We start from the raw sequence: 19,185 nt of genomic DNA on the forward strand, positions 1-19,185 counted from the left end.
CACGCTTCCAGCGCCTCATCGATCAGCGGGTGGCCGTGCTGATGCGATCCAGCGTGGCATCCACCTGGCGGCGGTAGTTGGGGTCGTTGACATCGGGCCACTGCTTCTTCTCAAAGCCCTGCTTGGCATCGAGTTGCTCGCGCGGGGCCAGCACCACCAGGTCGGCCTTGGGGTCCGCGGGGAAGCGCAGGGACTTCATCGGCAGCGTCAGCAGCCGGTCGTTCAGGTTCCAGGAACGGTCGAATTCCAGAACGGCGTAGCGCAGCTGGCCTGTGGACATGGACACCACCAGGTCCCGGACCTCGCCGGCGTTCTTGCCGTTGCTGTCATCGACGTTCTTGCCCATCAGCTGGCTGGCGCGCAGCAGGTGCGCGTTGGGCTTGGGGTTGAGGCGGGCGCCAGGGCCGAAGTGGCGTTCCAAGGAGCTGTTGTAGTCCGGCGAGGTCCAGTCCGGCCAGTGCTTGCGCTCGAAGCCGGGGGCGCGGCGCAGGCGCTCCTTGTCGATGTCCAGCACCAGCTCGTCACGGTCCATCGAGTGGCGGAACACGGTGATGGGATAGGCGAAGAGCTTGTCGCCCAGGCCCATGAAGCCGCCGAAGGACAGGATCGCGTAGTGGATGAGCTCGTTGTTGACATCAACGATGAGGTCATTGATTTCCCCGAGCTTCTCTCCCTGTGGGTTGCGCACGTCCTTGCCGATCAGCTGGCTGACGCGCGCATCGCGCGATGTCGCCTGGGCGGCCGGCCGGTTGGTAGGGGTGCCGCTGGGAGGGGATGTGCTCTGGGCTTGGGCTGTCAGGGCGGCCAAGCCGAGCAGGGTCGCGATCCACAGGGGGCGGTAGCTCGGTCGGCGATGGGCTCGTTGAAACGTGTCATGCATGGAGGGCTCCGAAGTTGAGGGCTTGACCGGCAGTCCTGCTGCCGCTCTGCCTATTCAGGCAAGCCCCATGCCCGACTGGGCCACCAAGGCCCGCTATGGAACGCCCTGGCTCGCGCTTGCCCACGCCTGATCGCGCGCTCAGGGCCCGAGCTGCCGCGACGGATCCTCGGCCGCGCCGCCCCCCCGTGTTACCCGTGCTAGCCTCGGTGATGCCTGCCCTGGGCTGCCCGGCGTGGGGCCTTGCCGGTGGGCTGGGAGATCTCGGACAGGGCCTGCCCGGTCTTGTCGGCCTCGGTCTCGCCGCACCTGACGGCCACATCGCCCAGGGTGACCATGCCCACCAGGCGCTGGTTGCCATCCAGCACGGGCAGACGCCGTATGCTGGCCTCGCCCATTCTCTGCAGCACCTCGTCCAGGGAGTCGTCCTCACCGCAGCATTGCACCTGGCGCGTGATCAGTCCGCCCAGCCGGGTGGTATCGGCCGGATAGCACTGGGCCAGGCCGCGCAGCACGAGGTCGCGGTCCGTCACCAGGCCCACCAGGCGCTCGCCATCGCAGACGGGGATGACGCCCACGTCCAGTGTCTCCATGGCCTGCGCGGCCTGCAGCATGCTGTCCTCGGGCGTCAGGGTGAGCACCCCGCGCGTCATCACATCGGATACCTTGCGCATCATTTGGCCTCCTGCGGGCTAGCGGCGGCCGGAGCTGGCCATGCGCTCGCCGAGGCTGCGCGCCATTTGCAGATGCTCCTGCAAGCCGGGCAGCGTCCTTTGGGCGAAGGTCTTGAGCTCCGGATCGCTGGCGGAGGCGGCGGCGCGCTGGAAGTCCGCCACCGCAGTCTTGTGGTCCGTCACCATCTGCTTCATGAATTCGCGGTCGAAGTCGGCCCCGCTGAGGCCCTGCAGGCGCTCCATGCTGTGCCGGGCCGCAGCGGACAGCTTCATGGGCGAGGCGTCCATGGCGCCTGAGCTGCCCATGCCGGTACCCATGCCCATGCCGGTGCCTGCGGATGGCCGCGGGCCCGATGCCATGCCCGATGCCATGGCGGACCCCGCGGCCGCGCTAGCGCCGGTGCTGCCTGTTCCCATGCTTGTTGTCCCAGCTGCTGGGCCGCCCTCGTACGGCCAGGACAGGCCGCGTGCGCTGCCCAGGGCCTGAAGCTCGCTGTTGACGCGGGCGTGGTCCTGGACAATGCGCTCTGCGAAGCTCTTCACCTCGCTGCTCTGGGCCCGCTGCTGCCCCAGTCGGCCCATCTCGACCTCGGCACGCCCGGCAGCGGCGGCCCTGGTGAGGAAGTGCTTGTCGTTCCGGGAGGTCTTGCTTGCAGCGGCGCTGCGCTGGCGGGTCTGCAGCACCGCGTCAGCGCCGTCGGAATGAGGGCCGGAGGCCGCGAGGGGCCGCGTGCCGGACTCCTTGGGCGTGTCGGCCGTGCCGGCCAGGGCCCAGGCGGCAGTGCCGAAGGCGGCCATCCAACTGAGCACCAGATGGCTCAGCGCAGGGGTTCCAGAGGATCGCTTCATCGGTTCGCTCCTTCCATCAGCTTTCCACATGAAGCTGGTTCCCGCTGCCGGGCAATCGGCGTGCGCAAGCGACGAGCAGCGGCCCGCGCTTGCGCGGCGCTCGGCGGGCTTCACGCGGCCCTTTGCTCGTCGAGCAGGGGCGCAGCGGGCGCACTGGGGTGAGGACCCGACAGGCGCCGGGCGGGGCGCTGCGGTCGCGCGGCAGCGGGCCACAGTTCGCCCAGCGCGAGCCCGGCGGCAAAGGCCAGGTAGACCCGGCAGAGGCTGCTGCCGCTGAGCCGACGCTCGAAGCCCGGGCTCAGGGCCGGCGGCACCAGCGCCAGGTCCACCCAGGCCGCCGCGGCGCTCAGTGCCAGGGCATCCCTCAAGACCTCCCGTACCGAGGGCTCGGGCGCCCTCGCGGGCCGCAGCAGTCGGCGGCCTTCGAAGATCACACTCCAGAAGCAGGAGGCCCCGAAGTGGATCAACGCCCCCGTTGCCGTATGGCGGACGCTGAGGCCGCGTGCATGGAAGGCGCTGTCGGGCCACACCCAGTGGCTGATGGTGTTGAGCGGGACGGCGCCGTCGCCGTCATCGTGCCTGCCGCGCAGGACCAGCAGCAGGCCTGACAGCAGGGCGCCCCCGGCGGCGCGTTGCAGTATTCGCTGCGGCATGAATGTCAGGCTCCGCCGGGCGCTTGCCGCAGCGCTGTCGGCAAATCGTGCCGCAGCAGGGCGCAGGGGCGCGGCGGGGCCGGGGCGCGGCTGCGCGCTTGGGCGGGCAGGGCCAACGGCGGCGGCAGGGGCGGGGGCTCGCCCAGGGCCGCTGGCATCTCGATGGGTTCGGGTTCCAGGATGTCAGGTGGCAGGGGGTCCGGCGAGCGCTGCGGCCCGTGAGGCGGCGGCGGCATGGGGGGCAGCTCGGGCGGAATTGGAGGCGTGGTGTGGGCATGCACGGGGAGGGCGCGCTGCGCATGGGCGTGCAGAGTAGGCATGGACATCTCCTTGGGCCGCGCTAGAGGGCCCTGGCAAACGCCTGCAATTGGCGGGCCCGGCCCGGCCGCTGGCGAGCTTTTTGGACGCTGGCGGACCCGGATCGCGCCTTGCCCCCTGCGCCCAGTCAGGCCCATGCGCCGCGGGCCCCTGTCGGAACGTTCGACCGAGCGCCCGTTCGAGGCCGCCCATGCCGGCGCACCCGGCCGCATCCACGAGGCCAGTCAGGAGTTCCACCATGAGTCACGCCGCCCGCGATCTCGACCCACCCACTGTGTCCAGCCCGTCGGGCCGGCTACCGCTTCCGCAGGAGCAGCCGCAGCGGCGCGATGCGCAGCTTGCGCCTCGCATCAGGGGGCAGGGGCCCGTGCAGGCCGGTCCCACGGATCAGCCCGGCGAGCGGCCTCCGCAGCATCTGTATGGGTCCGGCAGCGAATCGCAGCTGCATCCGCCGGCCCGCTATATGGCCGAGCACTACCGGGGCAGCGGCAAGCTGCAGGGCCAGGTCGCGCTGATCACGGGCGGTGACTCCGGCATCGGCCGCGCCGTGGCCGTGCTCTTCGCGCGCGAGGGAGCCGATGTGTGCCTCGTTCACCTCAGCGCCCCTGACGACGCCCGCGACACCGCCGGCCTGGTCGAGGCCGAGGGGCGGCGAGCCCTGGTCGTGGCCGGCGACGTGCTGGACCCGGACTTCTGTGAGTCCGCCGTGCGCGTCTGCGTGGCTGAGCTGGGCCGTCTCGATGTGCTGGTCAACAACGCCGCCTACCAGAAGCACGCGGACTCGCTGCTGGACATCGACCAGGAGCGCCTGGAGCACACCTACCGTACCAATGTCTTCGGCTACCTGCAGATGGCGCGGGCCGCACTGCCCCACCTGAAGCGGGGTGCCAGCATCATCAACACCGGGTCCTGCGTCGGGCTTCGGGGCCATCAGAAGCTGATCGGCGACTCGGCCAGCAAGGGCGCGGTCCATGCCTTCACCAAGGCCCTGGCGCAGGGCCTGCTGTCCGAGGGCATCCGCGTCAACGCAGTGGCGCCGGGCCCGGTCTGGACGCCGCTGAATCCGGCCGAGCCGCCGCCAGAGCAGGTGCCCGAGTTGGACAAGAGGAGCGACAGGAAGCGCCCGGCCCAGCCCGAGGAGCTGTCTCCGGCCTATGTCTTCCTGGCCTCGCCGGCCTGTTCCTCCTACATCACGGGCGTGGTGCTGCCGGTGACAGGCAGCGTGGGCGCCCTCTGAGGGCAGCGAAGGCGCGTGGATTGCCGGGGGCGAGGTCCATCGATCCCACCAGTCGTGTCTCAAGGAGGTCCCGTGCGCATCGCCTATGTCACCGAAACCTATCCGCCCGAGCTCAATGGTGTCGCCCTGGGGGTGGAGCGGGTGGTCAGCTACCTGCGCGGGCGTGGCCATGAGGTCGATCTGCTGCGACCGGCGCAGCGCCATGAGCGTGCAGGGCCGGCCGGCGAGCAGGAGTGGCTGTGCACGGGGTGCCCCATCCCAGTCTATCCGGACCTGCGCTTCGGACTGGCCTCCGTGGCGGCCCTGGTCCGGCGGCTTCAGGCGCAGCAGGCAGAGCTGGTGCACATCGCCACCCCGGGGCCGCTGGCCTGGGCGGCGGTGCAGGCCGGGCGCAAGCTGGGCCTGGCGCTGAGCTCGGACTTCCGCACCAACTTCCACCAGTACAGCCGCTACTACGGCCTGGGCCTGCTGGCGCCCCTGGTCGAGGCCGGCCTGCGCCAGCTGCACAATCGCACCCAGTGCACTTTCGTGCCCTCGCGCTCCGCCTATCGCCAGCTCGCGGCGCGCGGCTTTTGCAGGCTGCAGCTGCTGGGGCGTGGCGTGGACGCCGAGCGCTTCTCGCCCGCCTGGCGCTGCGAGGCCCTGCGTGCGCAGTGGCAGGCGGACAAGGGGCCGGTCCTGCTGTACGTGGGCCGCCTGGCGGCCGAGAAGAACGTGGAGCTGGCCCTGCGCGCGCATGCCCTGCTGAGCCGCGCCAGGCCGGATTGCCGCATGGTGGTCGTGGGCGACGGGCCATTGCGGGCACGGCTGCAGCGGCGCTACCCGGCCGCGCGCTTCCTGGGCGTGCTGCGCGGCGAGGCGCTGTCGCAAGCCTACGCCAGCGCGGATGCCTTCCTCTTTCCCAGCCTCTCCGACACCTTCGGCAACGTGACCCTGGAGGCCATGGCCTCGGGCCTGCCCGTGCTGGCCTTCAACACAGCCGCTGCGGCGGACCTGATCGTGCCGCGCATCAACGGCCATCTGGTCACCGTGGGCGACGACACCGCTTTCCTCGACGGCGCCTTGCGCTTCGCCGCCCCGCCGGCGGCCTTCAACACGATGCGGCAGCAGGCTCGGCAGACGGCGCTGCAGCAGCACCTGCCTGAGCTGCAGGCCCGCTTCGAGGCCGCCCTGCAGCAGCTCTGCGAGGAGCGGCCGCTCGCCGCGCCGCTGCAGATGCCGGCGGTCTGAACATGGACACCCCCGCGCTGCCCTCGCGCGAGCGTCCCGGCCGTGGCCCCGCGAGGCCCAGCGAAGCCACGGCCGGCTGGGCGGGCAATGGGCCGCTTTGGGCCCTGCTCATCGTGCTGCAGGCCTGGCCCGGCGGTCGCTACGGGCTGGCGCTGGCCCTGGCGGCCATGGGCGGCCTGCATGTCGCGCTAGTGGGCCTGCTCAAGGCGGTCTTCGCCCGCGCGAGGCCCTTTGAATGCTGTGAGGATGTGCGGGCCCTTGAATCACGGCTGGACTGTCACAGTGTTCCCAGCGGCCACACCCTGCATGCCCTGGCCTTCAGCCTGGTGCTGACGGCGCAGGACCCACACTGGGGCTGGCTGCTGTGGCCGCTGAGCCTGGCCATCGGCCTGTCCCGCGTGGTGCTGGGTCTGCACTACCCCAGCGATGTGCTGGCTGCGGCGCTGCTGGGCCTCATGGGCGGCAGCTTGTGCCTGCTGGTGCTGCGGCAGTTGGGGGGCTGAGGGCTGCGCCGGCGCAGGACTCAGGCGGTACTCTCCAGCAGCCGGGCCACCTGCAGCAGCGTGACGGGCTGGCGGCGCTGGGCCATGGCCGCCGTGGCGACCTCATGCCAGGAGCGCCGCGGCAGGGCATGGCGCGCGTCCAGGGGATGCAGCTCCAGGCGCAGCAGCGGGCGCTCGGCCTGCAGGCGCAGAAGGCCGGCATTCCACCAGTCCGAGGCCATGCGCCGCCAGGGACTGCGGGCGCTCCAGACCTGAGCCATCGCGCTCAGCGTCGGGCCCTCGGGCAGCAGCACCACCTGGCGCAGCGTGCAGGTGTAGAGCAGGGGCTGCTCGCGCAAGGCCTGCCAGCTGCCGGCGCTCATGAGCCAGGCCGGCGGCACGAAGCCGGCAGGCCGCACGCCCATGGACTCCAGCCAGCGCCGCCCCGCCGTCAGCCGTCGCCGGGCCTCGGCATAAGGCAGGGCGGAGAACTCGCCCTCGCCGTGTGTGTACCACTGGCGCCTCAGTCGTTGCCAGCCGCCCTGGGGCAGCAGGGGGTCCCGGTGCTCGTACCCATGCAGCACCAGCTCGTCGCCCGCGGCGGCGCGGCGCAGCAGCCAGCGTTCAAAGGCGGGGTCACGCGGGCTGCCGTGGTAGCGCGGCACCGCCAGCAGGCTCAGGGGGCGTATGCCCATCTCGTCCAGCTGATCGACCAGGCTGCGGCAGTCGGCCCAGGTCGCGGGGGCGACGTCATGGAGCACCGCCGTCAGCAGGCGCGGGGCCAGGCCCTGCAGCTCCTGCGGCAACGCATGGGACGTGGGCAGGAAGGCGGGGTCAGGTGTTGCCACCCTGATGCCGGGGGTTCTCCGTGATGCCTCAGTCACCCAGGGCCTCCCGCTCGAAGTGGCGATGGCGGGCCAGCGCGGCGATGAAGCTGGCCACCGAATCGGCATCGATCTGCAACGCTGGATCGCGCGGCGTCTCGCAGCGGAACAGGCCCAGCTGCGGGTCGCCGTCGAGCAGGGTCTCGGGCACGCCGGCCGCCCGCAGCAGTTCGGCCGCGTCGCCCAGCATCAGCAGGGGCTTGCAGTGGCGGAACTGGTCCCGCACGAAGTCCACGAGGTCGGGTTGGCGCTGCAGGGGCAGGCCGCGGCCGTCGCCCGCGGGGCCGTCGGGCAGGACCAGGGCGTCCCACAGCACCGAGGGCGCGGCCTCCAGCGTGACCTCGACGGGCAGGGTCTCGCCCTCCAGGTGCGGCTCCAACGCCCCCAGGCGGCGGCCGATGAAGCGCGGCACGGCGCCTGCCGCCAGCAGGGCCGCGTGGACGCTGCGCATGCCGGCGACATCCATGCCTGCGTGGCTCAGCAGGGCGACGCGGCGCCCGGCCAGGGTGCCCTCTCCCGGGCGCGCCATCAGGGACAGGCCGGCCGAGGCGGGCGGATCGGTCTCGCTCTCCTGACTCGCGGGCACCAGCAGGGGCGCGGGCTCCGGCACAGGCAGGCCCAGGCCGGCGGCCACGGCGCCGGCCAGTCGTGCATCCACGCAGGCCAGTTGGGACAGCACTCGCGAGCGCACCGCCGCCACCTGAACCCGCGAGAGTTCGAAGCGGAAGGCCGCCACCAGATGCGCCTGCTCCACCGGGGTCTGGCTGCGCCAGAACAGGCGCGCCTGTGCATGGTGCTCGGCAAAGCGCTCGGGCTTGGCGCGCAGCTTTTCGCCCTGCACGGGCTCTGGGACGCTGACGAAACCGGCGCGTCCCGCCTGGAAGGGGCAGCCGCCTCCCAGGGAGTTGGGCTCGTAGGCCACGCGGCCGCGGGCGATCACCTGGCGATGCAGGCCGTCGCGCTGGTGGTTGTGCACCTGCGCGGTGGGCGTGTTGATGGGGATCTCATGGAAGTTGGGACCACCCAGGCGGGTCAGCTGGGTATCGACGTAGGAATGGATGCGGCCCTGCAGCAGCGGGTCGCTGCTGAAGTCGATGCCGGGAATGATGTGGGCCGTGCAGAAGGCCACCTGCTCGGTTTCTGCGAAGAAGTTGTCCGGGTTGCGCGTCAGCACCAGGCGGCCCACGGGCCGCACCGGCACCAGCTCCTCCGGGACCAGCTTGGTGGGGTCCAGCACGTCGAAGTCGAAGGCCTGCGCCTCTTCCTCGGTGAAGACCTGCAGGCCCAGCTCCCACTCGGGCTGCAGGCCGGCCTCGATGGCTTCCCAGAGGTCGCGGCGGTGAAAGTCGGGGTCGGCGCCGGCGATCTTCACCGCCTCGTCCCACAGCAGCGAATGCGTGCCGGCCACCGGGGTCCAGTGGAACTTGCACAGCCGCGCCTCGCCCTGGGCATTGACCAGGCGGAAGGTGTGCACGCCGAAGCCCTGCATCATGCGGTAGCTGCGCGGCAGAGCGCGGTCCGACATCACCCACATCAGCATGTGCGTGGACTCCGGGCTCAGGGAGACGAAGTCCCAGAAGGTGTCGTGCGCGCTGGAGGCCTGGGGCATGGCATGGTGCGGTTCGGGCTTCAGGGCATGCACGAGGTCGGGGAACTTCATCGCGTCCTGGATGAAGAAGACGGGGATGTTGTTGCCCACCAGGTCCCAGTTGCCGTCCTCGGTGTAGAACTTGACGGCGAAGCCGCGCGCGTCGCGCACGGTGTCGGCCGATCCGCGTTCGCCAGCCACGGTGGAGAAGCGCACGAAGACCGGCGTGCGCTTGCCGGCGGACGCAAAAGGCGCGGCCTGCGTGAGCTCCAGCAGCGGGTCGTAGCACTCGAAGTAGCCGTGGGCTCCGGAGCCGCGCGCATGGACCACGCGCTCGGGGATGCGCTCGTGGTCGAAGTGGGTCAGCTTCTCGCGCAGGATGAAGTCCTCCAGCAGCGAGGGTCCACGCAGGCCAGCTTTCAGCGAGTTCTGGTTGTCGGCGATGCGGACGCCCTGGTTGGTGGACAGCGCCTGCCCGGTGGCGTCGGTGCGAACGCGGTCCAGGGACTCGTTGCTGGCGTTGTAGCCGGTCTCCTGCTGGCCATCGCCCACCTTGTGGGAGGACCAGTCCTCGGTGATGGTGCTCGCCGTGACCAGCTCGTCGGCCGTGACGATCTGCTCGCCCGCCAGGGGGTCCAGGGCCTGCGTGCGACCGTACTCCGCGGCCTTGTGGTGGTTGCTGGGCATGGAGGCTGCGAGGGTTTGGATTCCCACGGCGCGGCGCAGCAGCCGGACCTGTGATTCGGTCTGCTGGCCCTGGGCGTCCAGCGATTCGGCCTCCAGCCGTGCCGGGCCGGAGAGGGTGCTCATGGCCGAGCCCACGGGGGGCAGCGACGTGGTGGCCGACGGCGGACTGCTGCCGCTGCCGCTGCGGTGGGGCGGGGCAGCGCGGGAGGCGGTCTTTCGCGCCGGGCTGGTGGGAGTGCCATCATCAGACGGAGGAGGGGATTTTCGGCTGGCCATCGGCAGTCCTTCAGACGGTTTCGGTTGACCGGCCCGGTGCCGGTGGGGGGCGGGGCGGGGCCCGGTGCGGCCGCAGGAGAGCTCCATGGCGAAGTGCGGCAAGACGGTCTCGGCGCCGCAGCAGACCGATCACCATCGGCCCGTCACGCGCCCGCAAGGCCGGGGGCAAGGTGAGCAGTCCGCCGCAGCGGCCTTGAGGAGGAGGCCTCAGCTGCCGCGCTCGCTGAGCAGGATCTCGACGCGCCGGTTGCGTTCGCGCCCCTGCTCCGTGTCATTGCTGACCAGCGGCTCGCGCGAGCCGCGGCCGGCCACCGTCATGTGGGTGCTGGGCACGCCGCGCGCGGCGAGGTAGTCCCGCACGGTCTCGGCCCGCTGGGTGGACAGGGGCTGGTTGAGCGCGTCGTTCCCGCTGTTGTCAGTGTGGCCGACGATGGTGAGCTGCATGCCGTCCCTGAATTCGTGGGCGAACTGGTCCAGTACCGGCCGCATGGACGGCCGGAGGTCGGCGCGGCCGGTGTCGAAGGAGAGGTCGCCGGGCACGTGAAGCCGCAGCAGGTTGTCTTGCGTTCGGCTGACCTCGACGCCGGTGCCGGCGCTGGCCTGCTGCAAGGCTCGCTGCTTCTCCTCCATGCGCCGAGACCAGGCATGTCCGGCCACAGCGCCCAGGACGCCGCCGACAACGGCGCCGGTGCTGGCCTTGCCGCCGGTGGCGGAGCTCAGCACGGCGCCCGCGGTTGCGCCCACGGCGGCGCCGGTGGCCGTGCGGCGCCCGCTTTCATCCATGGAGGCGCAGCCCGTGGCTGCGCAAACGGCGGCGATGAGCAAGAGGCAGCTGCTGCCGCTCAGGGTCAGGTGTTGCTGGTGACGAGGCATGGCAAGTCTCCCTGGCCCCAAGACGGGGCCGCGTAACGTGAAGAGGCACCACAGGCGGCTGTGGAGAGAAAGGGCCCGGGCTGTGTAAACCCGGGCCAAAAGGGGCGCCAGACGGCGTCCCGAGGGAGCTCGGTGGGGTCAGTCGTTCTCCCCGTCAGGCGGTTCCTGGGGCGGACCTTCCGCGGCAGGACGGCGCCGGGCGTGGCCGCGCGTGGCCGGCCAGCTGCGGGGATCGTCGGGTGCATGGTGGGAACGGGAGGCATGGGCCGCAGCTGCGGCGTCCTCGCGGTCGTCGTCACCCGCCATGGCGTGGTTCTGGTGCATGGGCGTGTTCATGGGCTTCCTGTCTTCGGGCGCCGCCTTTGGCGCCCACGGCCGGCACGGGGCAAGCACCGTGCCGGCACTTCATACGCCCGGCTCTCGAATGGGCGCCACAGGGGCCGGCGACAGGGCCTTCAGTTCGGGCTTGACCACCAGGAAGCGGCCGATCACCAGAGCGTCCAGCGGCGTGCTGACGAAGGCCTCCAGGGCCTGGCGCGGTGTGCAGACCATGGGCTGCCCGCGCACATTGAAGGAGGTGTTGATGAGCACCGGCACGCCGCTGCGGCGGCCGAAGGCCTTGAGCAGGGCATGGAAGAGCGGATGGCTCCCGGCGCTGACCGTCTGCACCCGAGCGGTCTGGTCGGTGTGGCAGGCGGAGGGGATCTGTGCCCGCCGCCCGGGCCGCAGGCGATGGACGAACAGCATGAAGGGGGCGCCCAGTTCGTCCAGCGGCCCCGGCTCGAACCAGTCGCCAAATGCCTCCAGCGGCACGGCGGGTGCGACGGGGCGGAAATCCTCACGGTCCTTCAGCTCGTTGAGCCGCGCCTGCATGGCGGGATCGACGGGCGAGGCCAGGATGGACCGCGCCCCCAGGGCCCGCGGGCCAAACTCCATGCGGCCCTGGAACCAGCCCACGATGCGATGCGCCGCCAGCAGCTCGGCCGTGCGTCCGGCGACGTCGTCCATGCACTCGTAGTCCAGACGCGCCCACTGCAGCAGGGCCTCGATCTCCTGGTCCTCGAAGCTGGGGCCGTAGTAGACATGCTCCATCTGCCAGCGCCGCGGTGCCAGCGGGTAGATGGGCGCGGAGGCCGTGGCCCGGGTGCCGGCCAGGCGGTCCAGGGAGGAGTCGGCGCCGTCTTCCTGCTGGCGTTCGCGGGCATCGACCCACAGCGCCGCGCCCAGGGCGGTGCCGGCGTCGCCCGCTGCGGGCTGGACCCAGACGCCGTCGAAGAGCCCACTGTCACGCAGCCGGGCGTTCATCACGCAGTTCAGCGCCACCCCGCCGGCCATGGCCAGATGGCGTTCGCCGCTGGCCTCGCGCAGCCAGCGCGCCAGCTGGAGCACGGTCTCCTCCAGCAGGTCCTGCAACGAGGCGGCGAGGTCCAGCTGGCGTTCGTCCAGCCGGCTGCCGCTCTGACGGGCGGGTCCGAAGGCCCGCTCCATGTCCATTGGCATCAGCTCGTACTGGCCCTGCTCGCCGGTGCGCAGGTGCTCGCGCAGCAGGCCCGCATAGCGCGGCGTGCCCAGCGCGGCCAGCGCCATGACCTTGTACTCGTCGCTGGAGTGAAGAAAGCCCAGGTGGGCGGTGACGGACTCGTAGAGCAGGCCCAGGGAATGCGGCAGCAGGACCTCGCCCAGCGCGCTGTAGCGCTCGTCGTGGTAGCGGCCATAAGTGGTGGTGGCGCGCTCGCCGCGGCCGTCCAGCGTCATCACCGCGCAGCGCTCGAAGGGCGAGGCCAGGAAGGCGCTGGCCTGGTGGCAGAGGTGGTGGGCGACAAAGTGCCACTCGTAGGGCGCCTGATCGTGCCGGACGCCCGCGAAGCGAGAGCGGAGGTGGTGAGGCACCGCGTCCACCAGCAGTCGCGGCGCGCAACTCACATAGCTGGCGAAGAGCGGGTCCCAGGGGCTCTCCCAGGGCCCCCTGTCCTCGGCTGAGGGCTCCAGCGGCAGGCGCAGGCTGCCGTCGCGGGCGCGGGCGCCGATGAAGAGCCGGGGATTGAAGCTGTAGGCCACATGGTCCACCTCGGCCAGGGTGATGCCGGCTGCGGCCAGGCAGTAATCGACGGCATGCCAGGGCAGCTCCCAGGCGGTGAAGGGCAGGGGGCGCTTGCCGTGCTTGACCCGGGTGAAGCGCTCTTCCTCCGCGGCGGCGATGAGCTGGCCGTCGTGCATCAGCGCGGCGGCGGGATCATGGAAGCAGGCGTTCAGTCCCAGGGTGATCATGCGCAGGTCCTGCGGTGGAGGCGGCGAGGCTTGGCAATCGCGATGCCCTCTCCTCGCGTGACCTGCCCGGGGGCGCTGCGCAAATCCTGCCGCAAGCTTGTTCATCGCCGGCTCGGGCATGGGCCGGGCATGCGGTCTGCCACCGCCGGTGATCGACCCGCAGGAAGGAGTGCCGATGGACGGCCCGATGATGAATGGATCCTCCTCGGCGCCGCGGCACCTTGCTGTGTTCGGCGCGGGGTATGTGGGCCTGGTCAGCGCGGCCTGCCTGGCCTGGCTGGGCCACGAAGTCGTCTGCGTGGACAGCCAGCCACGCCGGCTGCGCCAGCTGCGCCGCGGACGCCTGCCCTTCCATGAGCCCCTGCTGGGCGAACTGCTGCAGGAGCAACTGCGCACCGGCCGCCTGCGCTTCAGCAGCTCGGCGCGGGCAGCGGTGAACCATGGCGATGTGCTGTTCATCGCGGTCGGCACGCCCACCGCGGCGGATGGCGCGGCGGAGCTGGGGCAGGTGATGCAGGTGGCCGACGACATCGGTCGTCACATGCCGGGCCCGCGTCAGGTGGTGATGAAGAGCACCGTGCCCGTGGGCACGGGCGAGCGCGTGCGCCAGCGCATCCGCGAGCGTCTGGCGCAGCGGGGGGCGTGCTGGGCGCTGGCGGTGGCCTCCAATCCCGAGTTCCTGCGCGAGGGCCTGGCCGTGCAGGACTTCCTGCGGCCCGAGCGCGTGGTCGCCGGCAGTGACGATGCGCGGCTGCTCGAGCTGCTGCGCGAGCTGCATGCTCCCCTGCTGTCCGCCCAGCGGCCCTTCCTGGCCATGGATCTGCGCAGCGCCGAGCTGTGCAAGTACGCGGCCAATGTCATGCTGGCCGCGCGCCTGAGCCTGATGAACGAGCTGGCCCTGCTGGCCGAGGGCCTGGGAGCCGACATCGAGCAGGTGCGCGAGGGCCTGGGACGCGACCCACGCATCGGCCCGCTATTCCTGCGCGCCGGCTGCGGCTTCGGCGGTTCCTGCCTGCCCAAGGACCTGCGCGCCCTGCGCCACAGCGCCGCCATCCTGGGCCATGCCACGCCCATGCTTGATGCCATCGCGGCCAGCAACGAGCGCATGGTGGGCCTGCTGGAGGCCCGGGTCTGCGAGGCGCTGGGCGAGGACCTGCGCGGCCGCTGCATCGCGGTCTGGGGCCTGGCCTTCAAGCCGCAGACCGATGACGTGCGGGAGTCCCCCGCCCTGGCCCTGGTGCGGGCCCTGAGCCTGCGCGGCGCCCAGGTGCAGGCCTACGACCCCATGGCCGGAGCGGCCGCACTCGAGGCGCTGGGCGAGCTGCCCGGCTTCCAGCTGGCGGGCTCGGCCCTTGAGGCGCTGCAGCAGGCTGATGCCCTGCTGCTGGTCACCGACTGGCCGCAGTTCGCCGCGCTGCCGGGCGAGGCCCTGCGCGCCCGCCTGCGAGGGGCGCTGGTTCTCGACGGCCGCAATGCCCTGGATGGCCCGCAGCTGGCGGCTGCGGGCCTGCAGTACCGCGGCATCGGGCGGGCCGTCGCGAAGGCCGTGGTGCCCCCGGTCGAGGCCTGGCCGCAGGCCCCGGCCGGGAGGCCGACCCAGGAAGCCCCGGCCTGCGCCTGGCCGCGCCGGTCGGATCACGCCGTCAGCGCACGGTTGGCCGGCTGAGAGCGGCGCCCATGGCCCTGTCCGTGGCACAGCGTCGCCTCCGGGACGGACAGCGACCCGCCGGGGCTGGAGTGCAGCGGTGTTGACCGAACTGCTGCTGCTCTTCGGCGCGGTGCTGCTGGCGCTGGCGCTCTCGCATCGTCTGCTGCGGCGGCTGCCGCTGACGGCGGCAGTGGTCTACCTGGTCGCCGGCTGGCTGGCCGGCCTGGTGTTGGGCGCGCCGCCCATGGACCTGTGGACGCGGCATGCCTCCCTCCTGGCCCTGGGGACCGAGCTGGCCCTGCTGATGTCGCTGTTCGCCGTGGGCCTGCGCCTGCGCGTGGGACCCCAGTTGCATCCCTGGCGGCTGGCCCTGCTGATGGCGGGCCCCGGGGTGGTGCTGGCCATGGGCCTGGGTTGTGCGGCGGGCGTGTATCTGCTGGCGCTGCCCTGGCCGGCCGCCCTGTTGCTGGCCTGCATCCTGGCGCCCACCGACCCGGTGCTGGCCTCGGAGGTGCAGGTCCGTTCGGAGTCCGACCGCGACGCGCTGCGGCTGGCTCTCACGGCCGAAGGCGCGCTCAACGACAGCAGCGTGTTCCCCGCCGTGATGCTGGCCCTGGGCCTGCTGGGCCTGCATGCGCTGGGCGTTGGCGGGCCGCTGGAAAGCCCGCGCTGGTGGCTGCAGGATCTGCTGTGGCCCATGACTGGCGGCGCCCTGCTGGGCCTTGGCCTGGGGGCGCTGCTGGGACGCCTGCTGTGCCTGCGCTGGGTGCAGGGCGAGCTGCTGGTGCGTGACGAGCTCCTCTACGCCGGCACCGTGGTCCTGGCCTGCGGTCTTGCGCGGCTGACCCTCACCTCGACCTTTCTTGTGGTCTTCTGCACCGGCCTGGTCCTGCTGCAAGCCTTGCGCGACGAGACCTCCGCAGACGCCGGCTCCTCCCTGCCCGAGCGCTTGCATGCCTTTGGCTCGCGCATCGAGCGCCTGGTGGAGGCGGTGTCGGTGCTGGCCCTGGGCCTGGCCCTGCACAGCGTGCGCCTCACGGCATGGACGCTGGCATTCGCCCTGGTCCTGATGTTGGTGGTGCGGCCGCTGTCAGTGTTGCCGCTGCTGAGGGGACAGGACTTGCTGCCTGGGCAGCGCCGCCTGCTGGCCTGGTTCGGCATTCGCGGGCTGGGCTCGCTGTTCTACCTGAGCGTGGCCCTGGAGAACGGCCTGAGCGGCCCGGTGGCCGAGACCCTGATCGCGGCGACGCTGCTCAGCGTGGCCTTGTCCATCCTGCTTCACGGGATCTCGGTGACGCCCATGATGACCGCCTATCGACAGCGCCGCGGCCCGGGGCCGCGGCAGCCTGAACCCGCCGACGGGGCCTCAACGCGCGCGCCCGCGGCGCACCAGATTGACGATGGCCAGCAGGATGACGGCGCCCAGCAGCGACACGGCCAGCGCCCCGATGTTGAAGACGCCCTGGTTGATCGTCGGAATGCCCAGGATGGGCGAAATGAAGATGCCGGCGATGGCGGCACCCACGATGCCCACGACGACGTTGAGCAGCAGGCCCTGCTGTCCGTCCGTACGCATCAGCAGGCTGGCCACCCAGCCGATCAGACCACCCATGACGAGCAGCACGATGAGATTGACCATGAAGAATCCTCCTATAAGGCCCGATGGGGCCAGGCCCGTGACTCCGGCAATCCCTGTGCCACCGGGTGCGGCCCCCGCGCCGCAAGCAGACCGTGAGGACGCGCCTGGCTTGCGCGGTCTCGCAGGCGCCGTCTGGCAAGACTTCGCCGGCGCCGCCAATGCCTGGCTGGACGACTACGCTCCCAGCATGGGCGCGGCCCTGTCCTTCTACACCCTGTTCTCGCTCACGCCCCTGCTGCTGATCGTGATCTCGCTGGCCGGCCTGGTCTTTGGTGCGCCGGCCGCGCGCGCGGCCATCCTGGCGCAGTTCGGCGCGCTGGCCGGGCCTGACATCGCGCTGCTGCTGGACGCCATGCTGAGCAGCCTGGATCGCCCAGCGGCCGGGCTGCTGGGCGTGGCGCTGGGCGTGCTGAGCCTGCTGGTGGGCGCGACCACGGTGTTCGGCGAGCTGCAGAACGCCATGGACAGGATCTGGCGCATCGCCCACCAGGGCCGCGGCGGGGGCTGGAAGGTCCTGCGATCGCGTCTGCGGGCCCTGGGCCTGGTGCTGAGCCTGGGGTTCTTGCTGATCGTCTCGCTGCTGGCCAGCGCGACGCTGGCGGCCCTGCGCGAGCGCTGGGATCCCTGGGCGCACCTGTGGCTGCCGCTGGCGCAGGGGCTGGACTTCGGGCTGAGCTGGATCCTGGTGAGCGCGATGTTCGGCATGATCTACAAATGGGTGCCCCAGGTGCAGCTGCGCTGGCGCGAGGTGCTGGGTGGTGCGGCCCTGGCGGCCCTGCTGTTCACCCTGGGCAAGTCCTTGATCGCGCTGTACATCGCGCACAGCGGACTGGCCTCGCCCTTCGGCGCAGCGGGCTTCCTGGTGGTGTTGCTGCTGTGGGTGTACTACGCCGCGCTGATCTTCCTGTATGGCGCCGAGCTCACTCGGGCGGGCGCCCGGCGTCGGGCGGCACAGGGCCGGCCTCGCCAACCTGGCCGGCCCCCGGCACCGGATGCCCCGGGCTGACCAGGCTGTCCACCGCGGCGCCCGGATCTTCCTCACCGGCCGTGGACAAGGACTCAACGGCCGCGGGACAGGGAACGGCTGGTGTCGCGCGCGGCCGGGCGGCCTGCTGCTGCCGAGGCTGGCGGCGCTTCACGGCGTGCCGGGCAGCCCCAGCTGCCGAAGATGCCGGTACTGGCTCAATGACTGAGCCACTACCTGATCCATGTTGTAGTACTTGTAGCTGGCCAGGCGGCCGATGAAGGTGACGTCCTTCAGCTGCACGGCCTCGGCCTCGTAGCGGCGGTACAGGGCCGTGTTCTCCGCGCGGGGCACCGGGTAGTAGGGGTCGCCCTGGGCCTGGGGGTACTCGTAGACCACGGCCGTGGCGGGATGCAGCTGGCCGGTGAGGTGCTTGAACTCGGTGACCCGCGTGTAGGCGTAGTCGTTGGGATGGTTGATGGTGGCGCAGGGCTGCAGGTGCTCGCGGCCGCCGGGCAGGGGCAGGGTCTGGTGCTCGAAGCGCAGGCTGCGGTAGGGCAGGGCGCCGAAGCATTGCTCGAAGAAGCTGTCAATGGGGCCGGTGTAGATCATGTGGCCCCAGGGCACGCAGTGCACGATGTCGCGGTAGTCGGTGTTGAGCATCAGCCGGATGTTGGGATGGCCCAAGAGGCGATCGAAGAGCGGCGCGTAGCCGTGCAGGGGCATGGCCTGGTAGGTATCCGTGAAGTAGCGGCCGTCGCGGTTGCAGCGCACAGGCACGCGGGCGGTGACGCTGGCGTCCAGCTCGGAGGGGTCCAGGTTCCATTGCTTGCGGGTGTAGCCGCGGAAGAACTTGTTGTAGAGCTCGCGGCCGACGCGCGCGACCACCACGTCCTCAGACGTCCGCACCGAGGGCACGGCCTCGGCGCGCTGCTGGAAGAAGGCCTCGACCTCCGCGCTGCTGAGCCGCAGGCCGTAGAGCTGGTTGATGGTGTCCAGGTTGATGGGCATGGGCAGCAGCTGGCCGTCCACGCTGGCCAGCACCCGGTGCTGGTAGGGCCGCCAACGGGTGAACTGCGAGAGGTAGGTGAAGACCTCGGCCGAGTTGGTGTGGAAGATGTGCGGGCCGTAGGGGTGGACCAGCAGGCCGTCGGCGTTGTAGTGGTCCCAGGCATTGCCGCCCGCGTGGGGCCGGCGGTCCACCACCAGCACGCGCTGGCCGGACTGGCTGGCCAGCCGCTCCGCCATCACGCTGCCTGCGAAGCCGGCACCCACCACGAGGTAGTCGAAGCCCATTGCGCCGGCGGGAGGCTGGGGGAAGCGCTGTCTGTAGCTGTGCATGCGGTGCTGTTGGCAAGCAGGGTGCCCGGGCCGCTGCGGCAGCCCTTCGATGGCGTGTGATGCCATGCCGAGGGCAGGCTCCCGACCCGGCCAACCCCGGCGGCGATGCGGCACGTCGATTGCCGCGGGGCCTCACCCCCGCTGGCCGCCGGCTGGCGGTTCCCTGCATTGCAAGCACACAGGAGGTGAGCCATGGCGTCATCCGCTTCGAATCTATCGTCTTCCCCGAGTTCCACCGGCGCGTCCGGCGCGTCAAGGGACAGCGTCCCGCGCAGCGAGGATCTGCTCAGCCCGGGGGGCGAAGACCGCCCGGCCCGCGGCCAGGGCGGCAACGCGCTGCATCAGCATCATGTAGGCACCGAGGGTGCAGAGCGCTCGGGCAAGGAAGCGCTGGACCGTTGGGTCGAGCGTCTGCATGCCGGCATCGACCGACTGGCCGGGGCCGCCGCGCCGCGCCTGCAGCGCCTGCAGGACGGTGTGAGCGCGACCCGGAGCACCCTGCGCCGCCAGGCCCATCTGGTCCGTGAGGATGGCGAGGAATGGGCCGAGAGCCTGCGCTGCACCGTGCGTGAGCATCCAGTGACGGCGGTGGCCCTGGCCGCCGCCGTCGGCCTGCTGCTGGGTCGGCTGAACCGATGAACCCGCGGCCTTGAGCCGGCCAGGCTGCCCAGCGCGGGCTGCCTGGCCCAGCGGCTCA

At 71.4% G+C, this 19,185-nt stretch carries 18 protein-coding genes and 1 pseudogene; 7 read left to right on the plus strand and 12 right to left on the minus strand.

Features of this window, described 5'->3' with window-relative positions; all coding sequences use genetic code 11:
- Window positions 1-22: 22 nt before the first annotated feature.
- The 5 genes from H5407_RS20660 to H5407_RS20680 all read right to left on the minus strand — a co-directional run bounded on the left by H5407_RS20660 (window position 23) and on the right by H5407_RS20680 (window position 3,373).
- Window positions 23-880: a PRC-barrel domain-containing protein gene (locus H5407_RS20660; protein WP_183106388.1), complete on the minus strand. Its 858-nt coding sequence runs from the start codon at window positions 878-880 to the stop codon at window positions 23-25.
- 197 nt (window positions 881-1,077) lie between these two features.
- Window positions 1,078-1,554, minus strand: coding sequence for a CBS domain-containing protein (locus tag H5407_RS20665; RefSeq protein WP_220800718.1), 477 nt, complete (start codon window positions 1,552-1,554; stop codon window positions 1,078-1,080).
- Window positions 1,555-1,569: 15 nt separating this feature from the next.
- Window positions 1,570-2,400 (minus strand): DUF4142 domain-containing protein, encoded by an 831-nt coding sequence (locus H5407_RS20670; protein WP_183106389.1) that lies wholly within the window; start codon window positions 2,398-2,400, stop codon window positions 1,570-1,572.
- 110 nt (window positions 2,401-2,510) lie between these two features.
- Entirely contained in the window at window positions 2,511-3,053 is a 543-nt protein-coding gene (locus H5407_RS20675; protein ID WP_183106390.1) for a hypothetical protein, read from the minus strand.
- 5 nt (window positions 3,054-3,058) lie between these two features.
- Window positions 3,059-3,373 carry a hypothetical protein gene (locus H5407_RS20680; protein ID WP_183106391.1) on the minus strand — a complete coding sequence of 105 codons (315 nt, stop codon included), beginning with the start codon at window positions 3,371-3,373 and terminating at the stop codon, window positions 3,059-3,061.
- 236 nt (window positions 3,374-3,609) lie between these two features.
- Between H5407_RS20680 and H5407_RS20685 the strand changes: the two genes are divergently transcribed.
- From H5407_RS20685 to H5407_RS20695, 3 genes are all read left to right on the plus strand, one after another.
- Window positions 3,610-4,608, plus strand: a complete 999-nt coding sequence (locus tag H5407_RS20685) for an SDR family oxidoreductase (protein WP_183106392.1) — start codon at window positions 3,610-3,612, stop codon at window positions 4,606-4,608.
- Between the two features lie 72 nt (window positions 4,609-4,680).
- Window positions 4,681-5,838, plus strand: a complete 1,158-nt coding sequence (locus H5407_RS20690) for a glycosyltransferase family 1 protein (RefSeq protein ID WP_183106393.1) — start codon at window positions 4,681-4,683, stop codon at window positions 5,836-5,838.
- 2 nt (window positions 5,839-5,840) lie between these two features.
- Window positions 5,841-6,341 carry a phosphatase PAP2 family protein gene (locus tag H5407_RS20695; protein ID WP_183106394.1) on the plus strand — a complete coding sequence of 167 codons (501 nt, stop codon included), beginning with the start codon at window positions 5,841-5,843 and terminating at the stop codon, window positions 6,339-6,341.
- Window positions 6,342-6,361: 20 nt separating this feature from the next.
- Here H5407_RS20695 and H5407_RS20700 read toward each other — a convergent pair whose 3' ends face one another.
- From H5407_RS20700 to H5407_RS20720, 5 genes are all read right to left on the minus strand, one after another.
- Window positions 6,362-7,168 (minus strand): DUF2334 domain-containing protein, encoded by an 807-nt coding sequence (locus tag H5407_RS20700; RefSeq protein ID WP_183106395.1) that lies wholly within the window; start codon window positions 7,166-7,168, stop codon window positions 6,362-6,364.
- A gap of 28 nt (window positions 7,169-7,196) precedes the next feature.
- Entirely contained in the window at window positions 7,197-9,602 is a 2,406-nt protein-coding gene (locus tag H5407_RS20705) for a catalase (protein ID WP_183106396.1), read from the minus strand.
- Between the two features lie 360 nt (window positions 9,603-9,962).
- Window positions 9,963-10,628 carry an OmpA family protein gene (locus H5407_RS20710; RefSeq protein WP_183106397.1) on the minus strand — a complete coding sequence of 222 codons (666 nt, stop codon included), beginning with the start codon at window positions 10,626-10,628 and terminating at the stop codon, window positions 9,963-9,965.
- Window positions 10,629-10,766: 138 nt separating this feature from the next.
- Window positions 10,767-10,964 (minus strand): hypothetical protein, encoded by a 198-nt coding sequence (locus H5407_RS20715; protein ID WP_183106398.1) that lies wholly within the window; start codon window positions 10,962-10,964, stop codon window positions 10,767-10,769.
- Between the two features lie 69 nt (window positions 10,965-11,033).
- Complete coding sequence (locus H5407_RS20720; RefSeq protein ID WP_183106399.1) at window positions 11,034-12,896, minus strand: carbamoyltransferase C-terminal domain-containing protein; 1,863 nt, start codon at window positions 12,894-12,896, stop codon at window positions 11,034-11,036.
- Between the two features lie 175 nt (window positions 12,897-13,071).
- On the opposite strand from H5407_RS20720, the gene H5407_RS20725 reads away from it, so the two are divergent.
- Window positions 13,072-14,562, plus strand: coding sequence for a UDP-glucose/GDP-mannose dehydrogenase family protein (locus H5407_RS20725; RefSeq protein ID WP_255501362.1), 1,491 nt, complete (start codon window positions 13,072-13,074; stop codon window positions 14,560-14,562).
- Window positions 14,563-14,674: 112 nt separating this feature from the next.
- Window positions 14,675-15,841: pseudogene (locus H5407_RS24480) on the plus strand (cation:proton antiporter); the annotation flags it as partial.
- A 69-nt stretch (window positions 15,842-15,910) separates the two neighbouring features.
- Here H5407_RS24480 and H5407_RS20730 read toward each other — a convergent pair.
- The gene (locus H5407_RS20730) at window positions 15,911-16,183 is read right to left on the minus strand and encodes a GlsB/YeaQ/YmgE family stress response membrane protein (protein WP_183106407.1); all 273 of its coding nucleotides are present in this window, start codon (window positions 16,181-16,183) and stop codon (window positions 15,911-15,913) included.
- Window positions 16,184-16,292: 109 nt separating this feature from the next.
- Between H5407_RS20730 and H5407_RS20735 the strand changes: the two genes are divergently transcribed.
- Entirely contained in the window at window positions 16,293-17,189 is an 897-nt protein-coding gene (locus tag H5407_RS20735) for a YihY/virulence factor BrkB family protein (RefSeq protein ID WP_220800720.1), read from the plus strand.
- Between the two features lie 129 nt (window positions 17,190-17,318).
- On the opposite strand, the gene glf is transcribed toward H5407_RS20735, so the two are convergent.
- Window positions 17,319-18,488, minus strand: coding sequence for a UDP-galactopyranose mutase (gene glf / locus H5407_RS20740; protein ID WP_183106401.1), 1,170 nt, complete (start codon window positions 18,486-18,488; stop codon window positions 17,319-17,321).
- 192 nt (window positions 18,489-18,680) lie between these two features.
- Between glf and H5407_RS20745 the strand changes: the two genes are divergently transcribed.
- Window positions 18,681-19,127: a DUF883 family protein gene (locus H5407_RS20745; protein WP_183106402.1), complete on the plus strand. Its 447-nt coding sequence runs from the start codon at window positions 18,681-18,683 to the stop codon at window positions 19,125-19,127.
- Window positions 19,128-19,185 lie beyond the last annotated feature (58 nt).

It is taken from the genome of Mitsuaria sp. WAJ17, from assembly GCF_014174515.1.
Lineage (GTDB): Bacteria > Pseudomonadota > Gammaproteobacteria > Burkholderiales > Burkholderiaceae_C > Roseateles_B.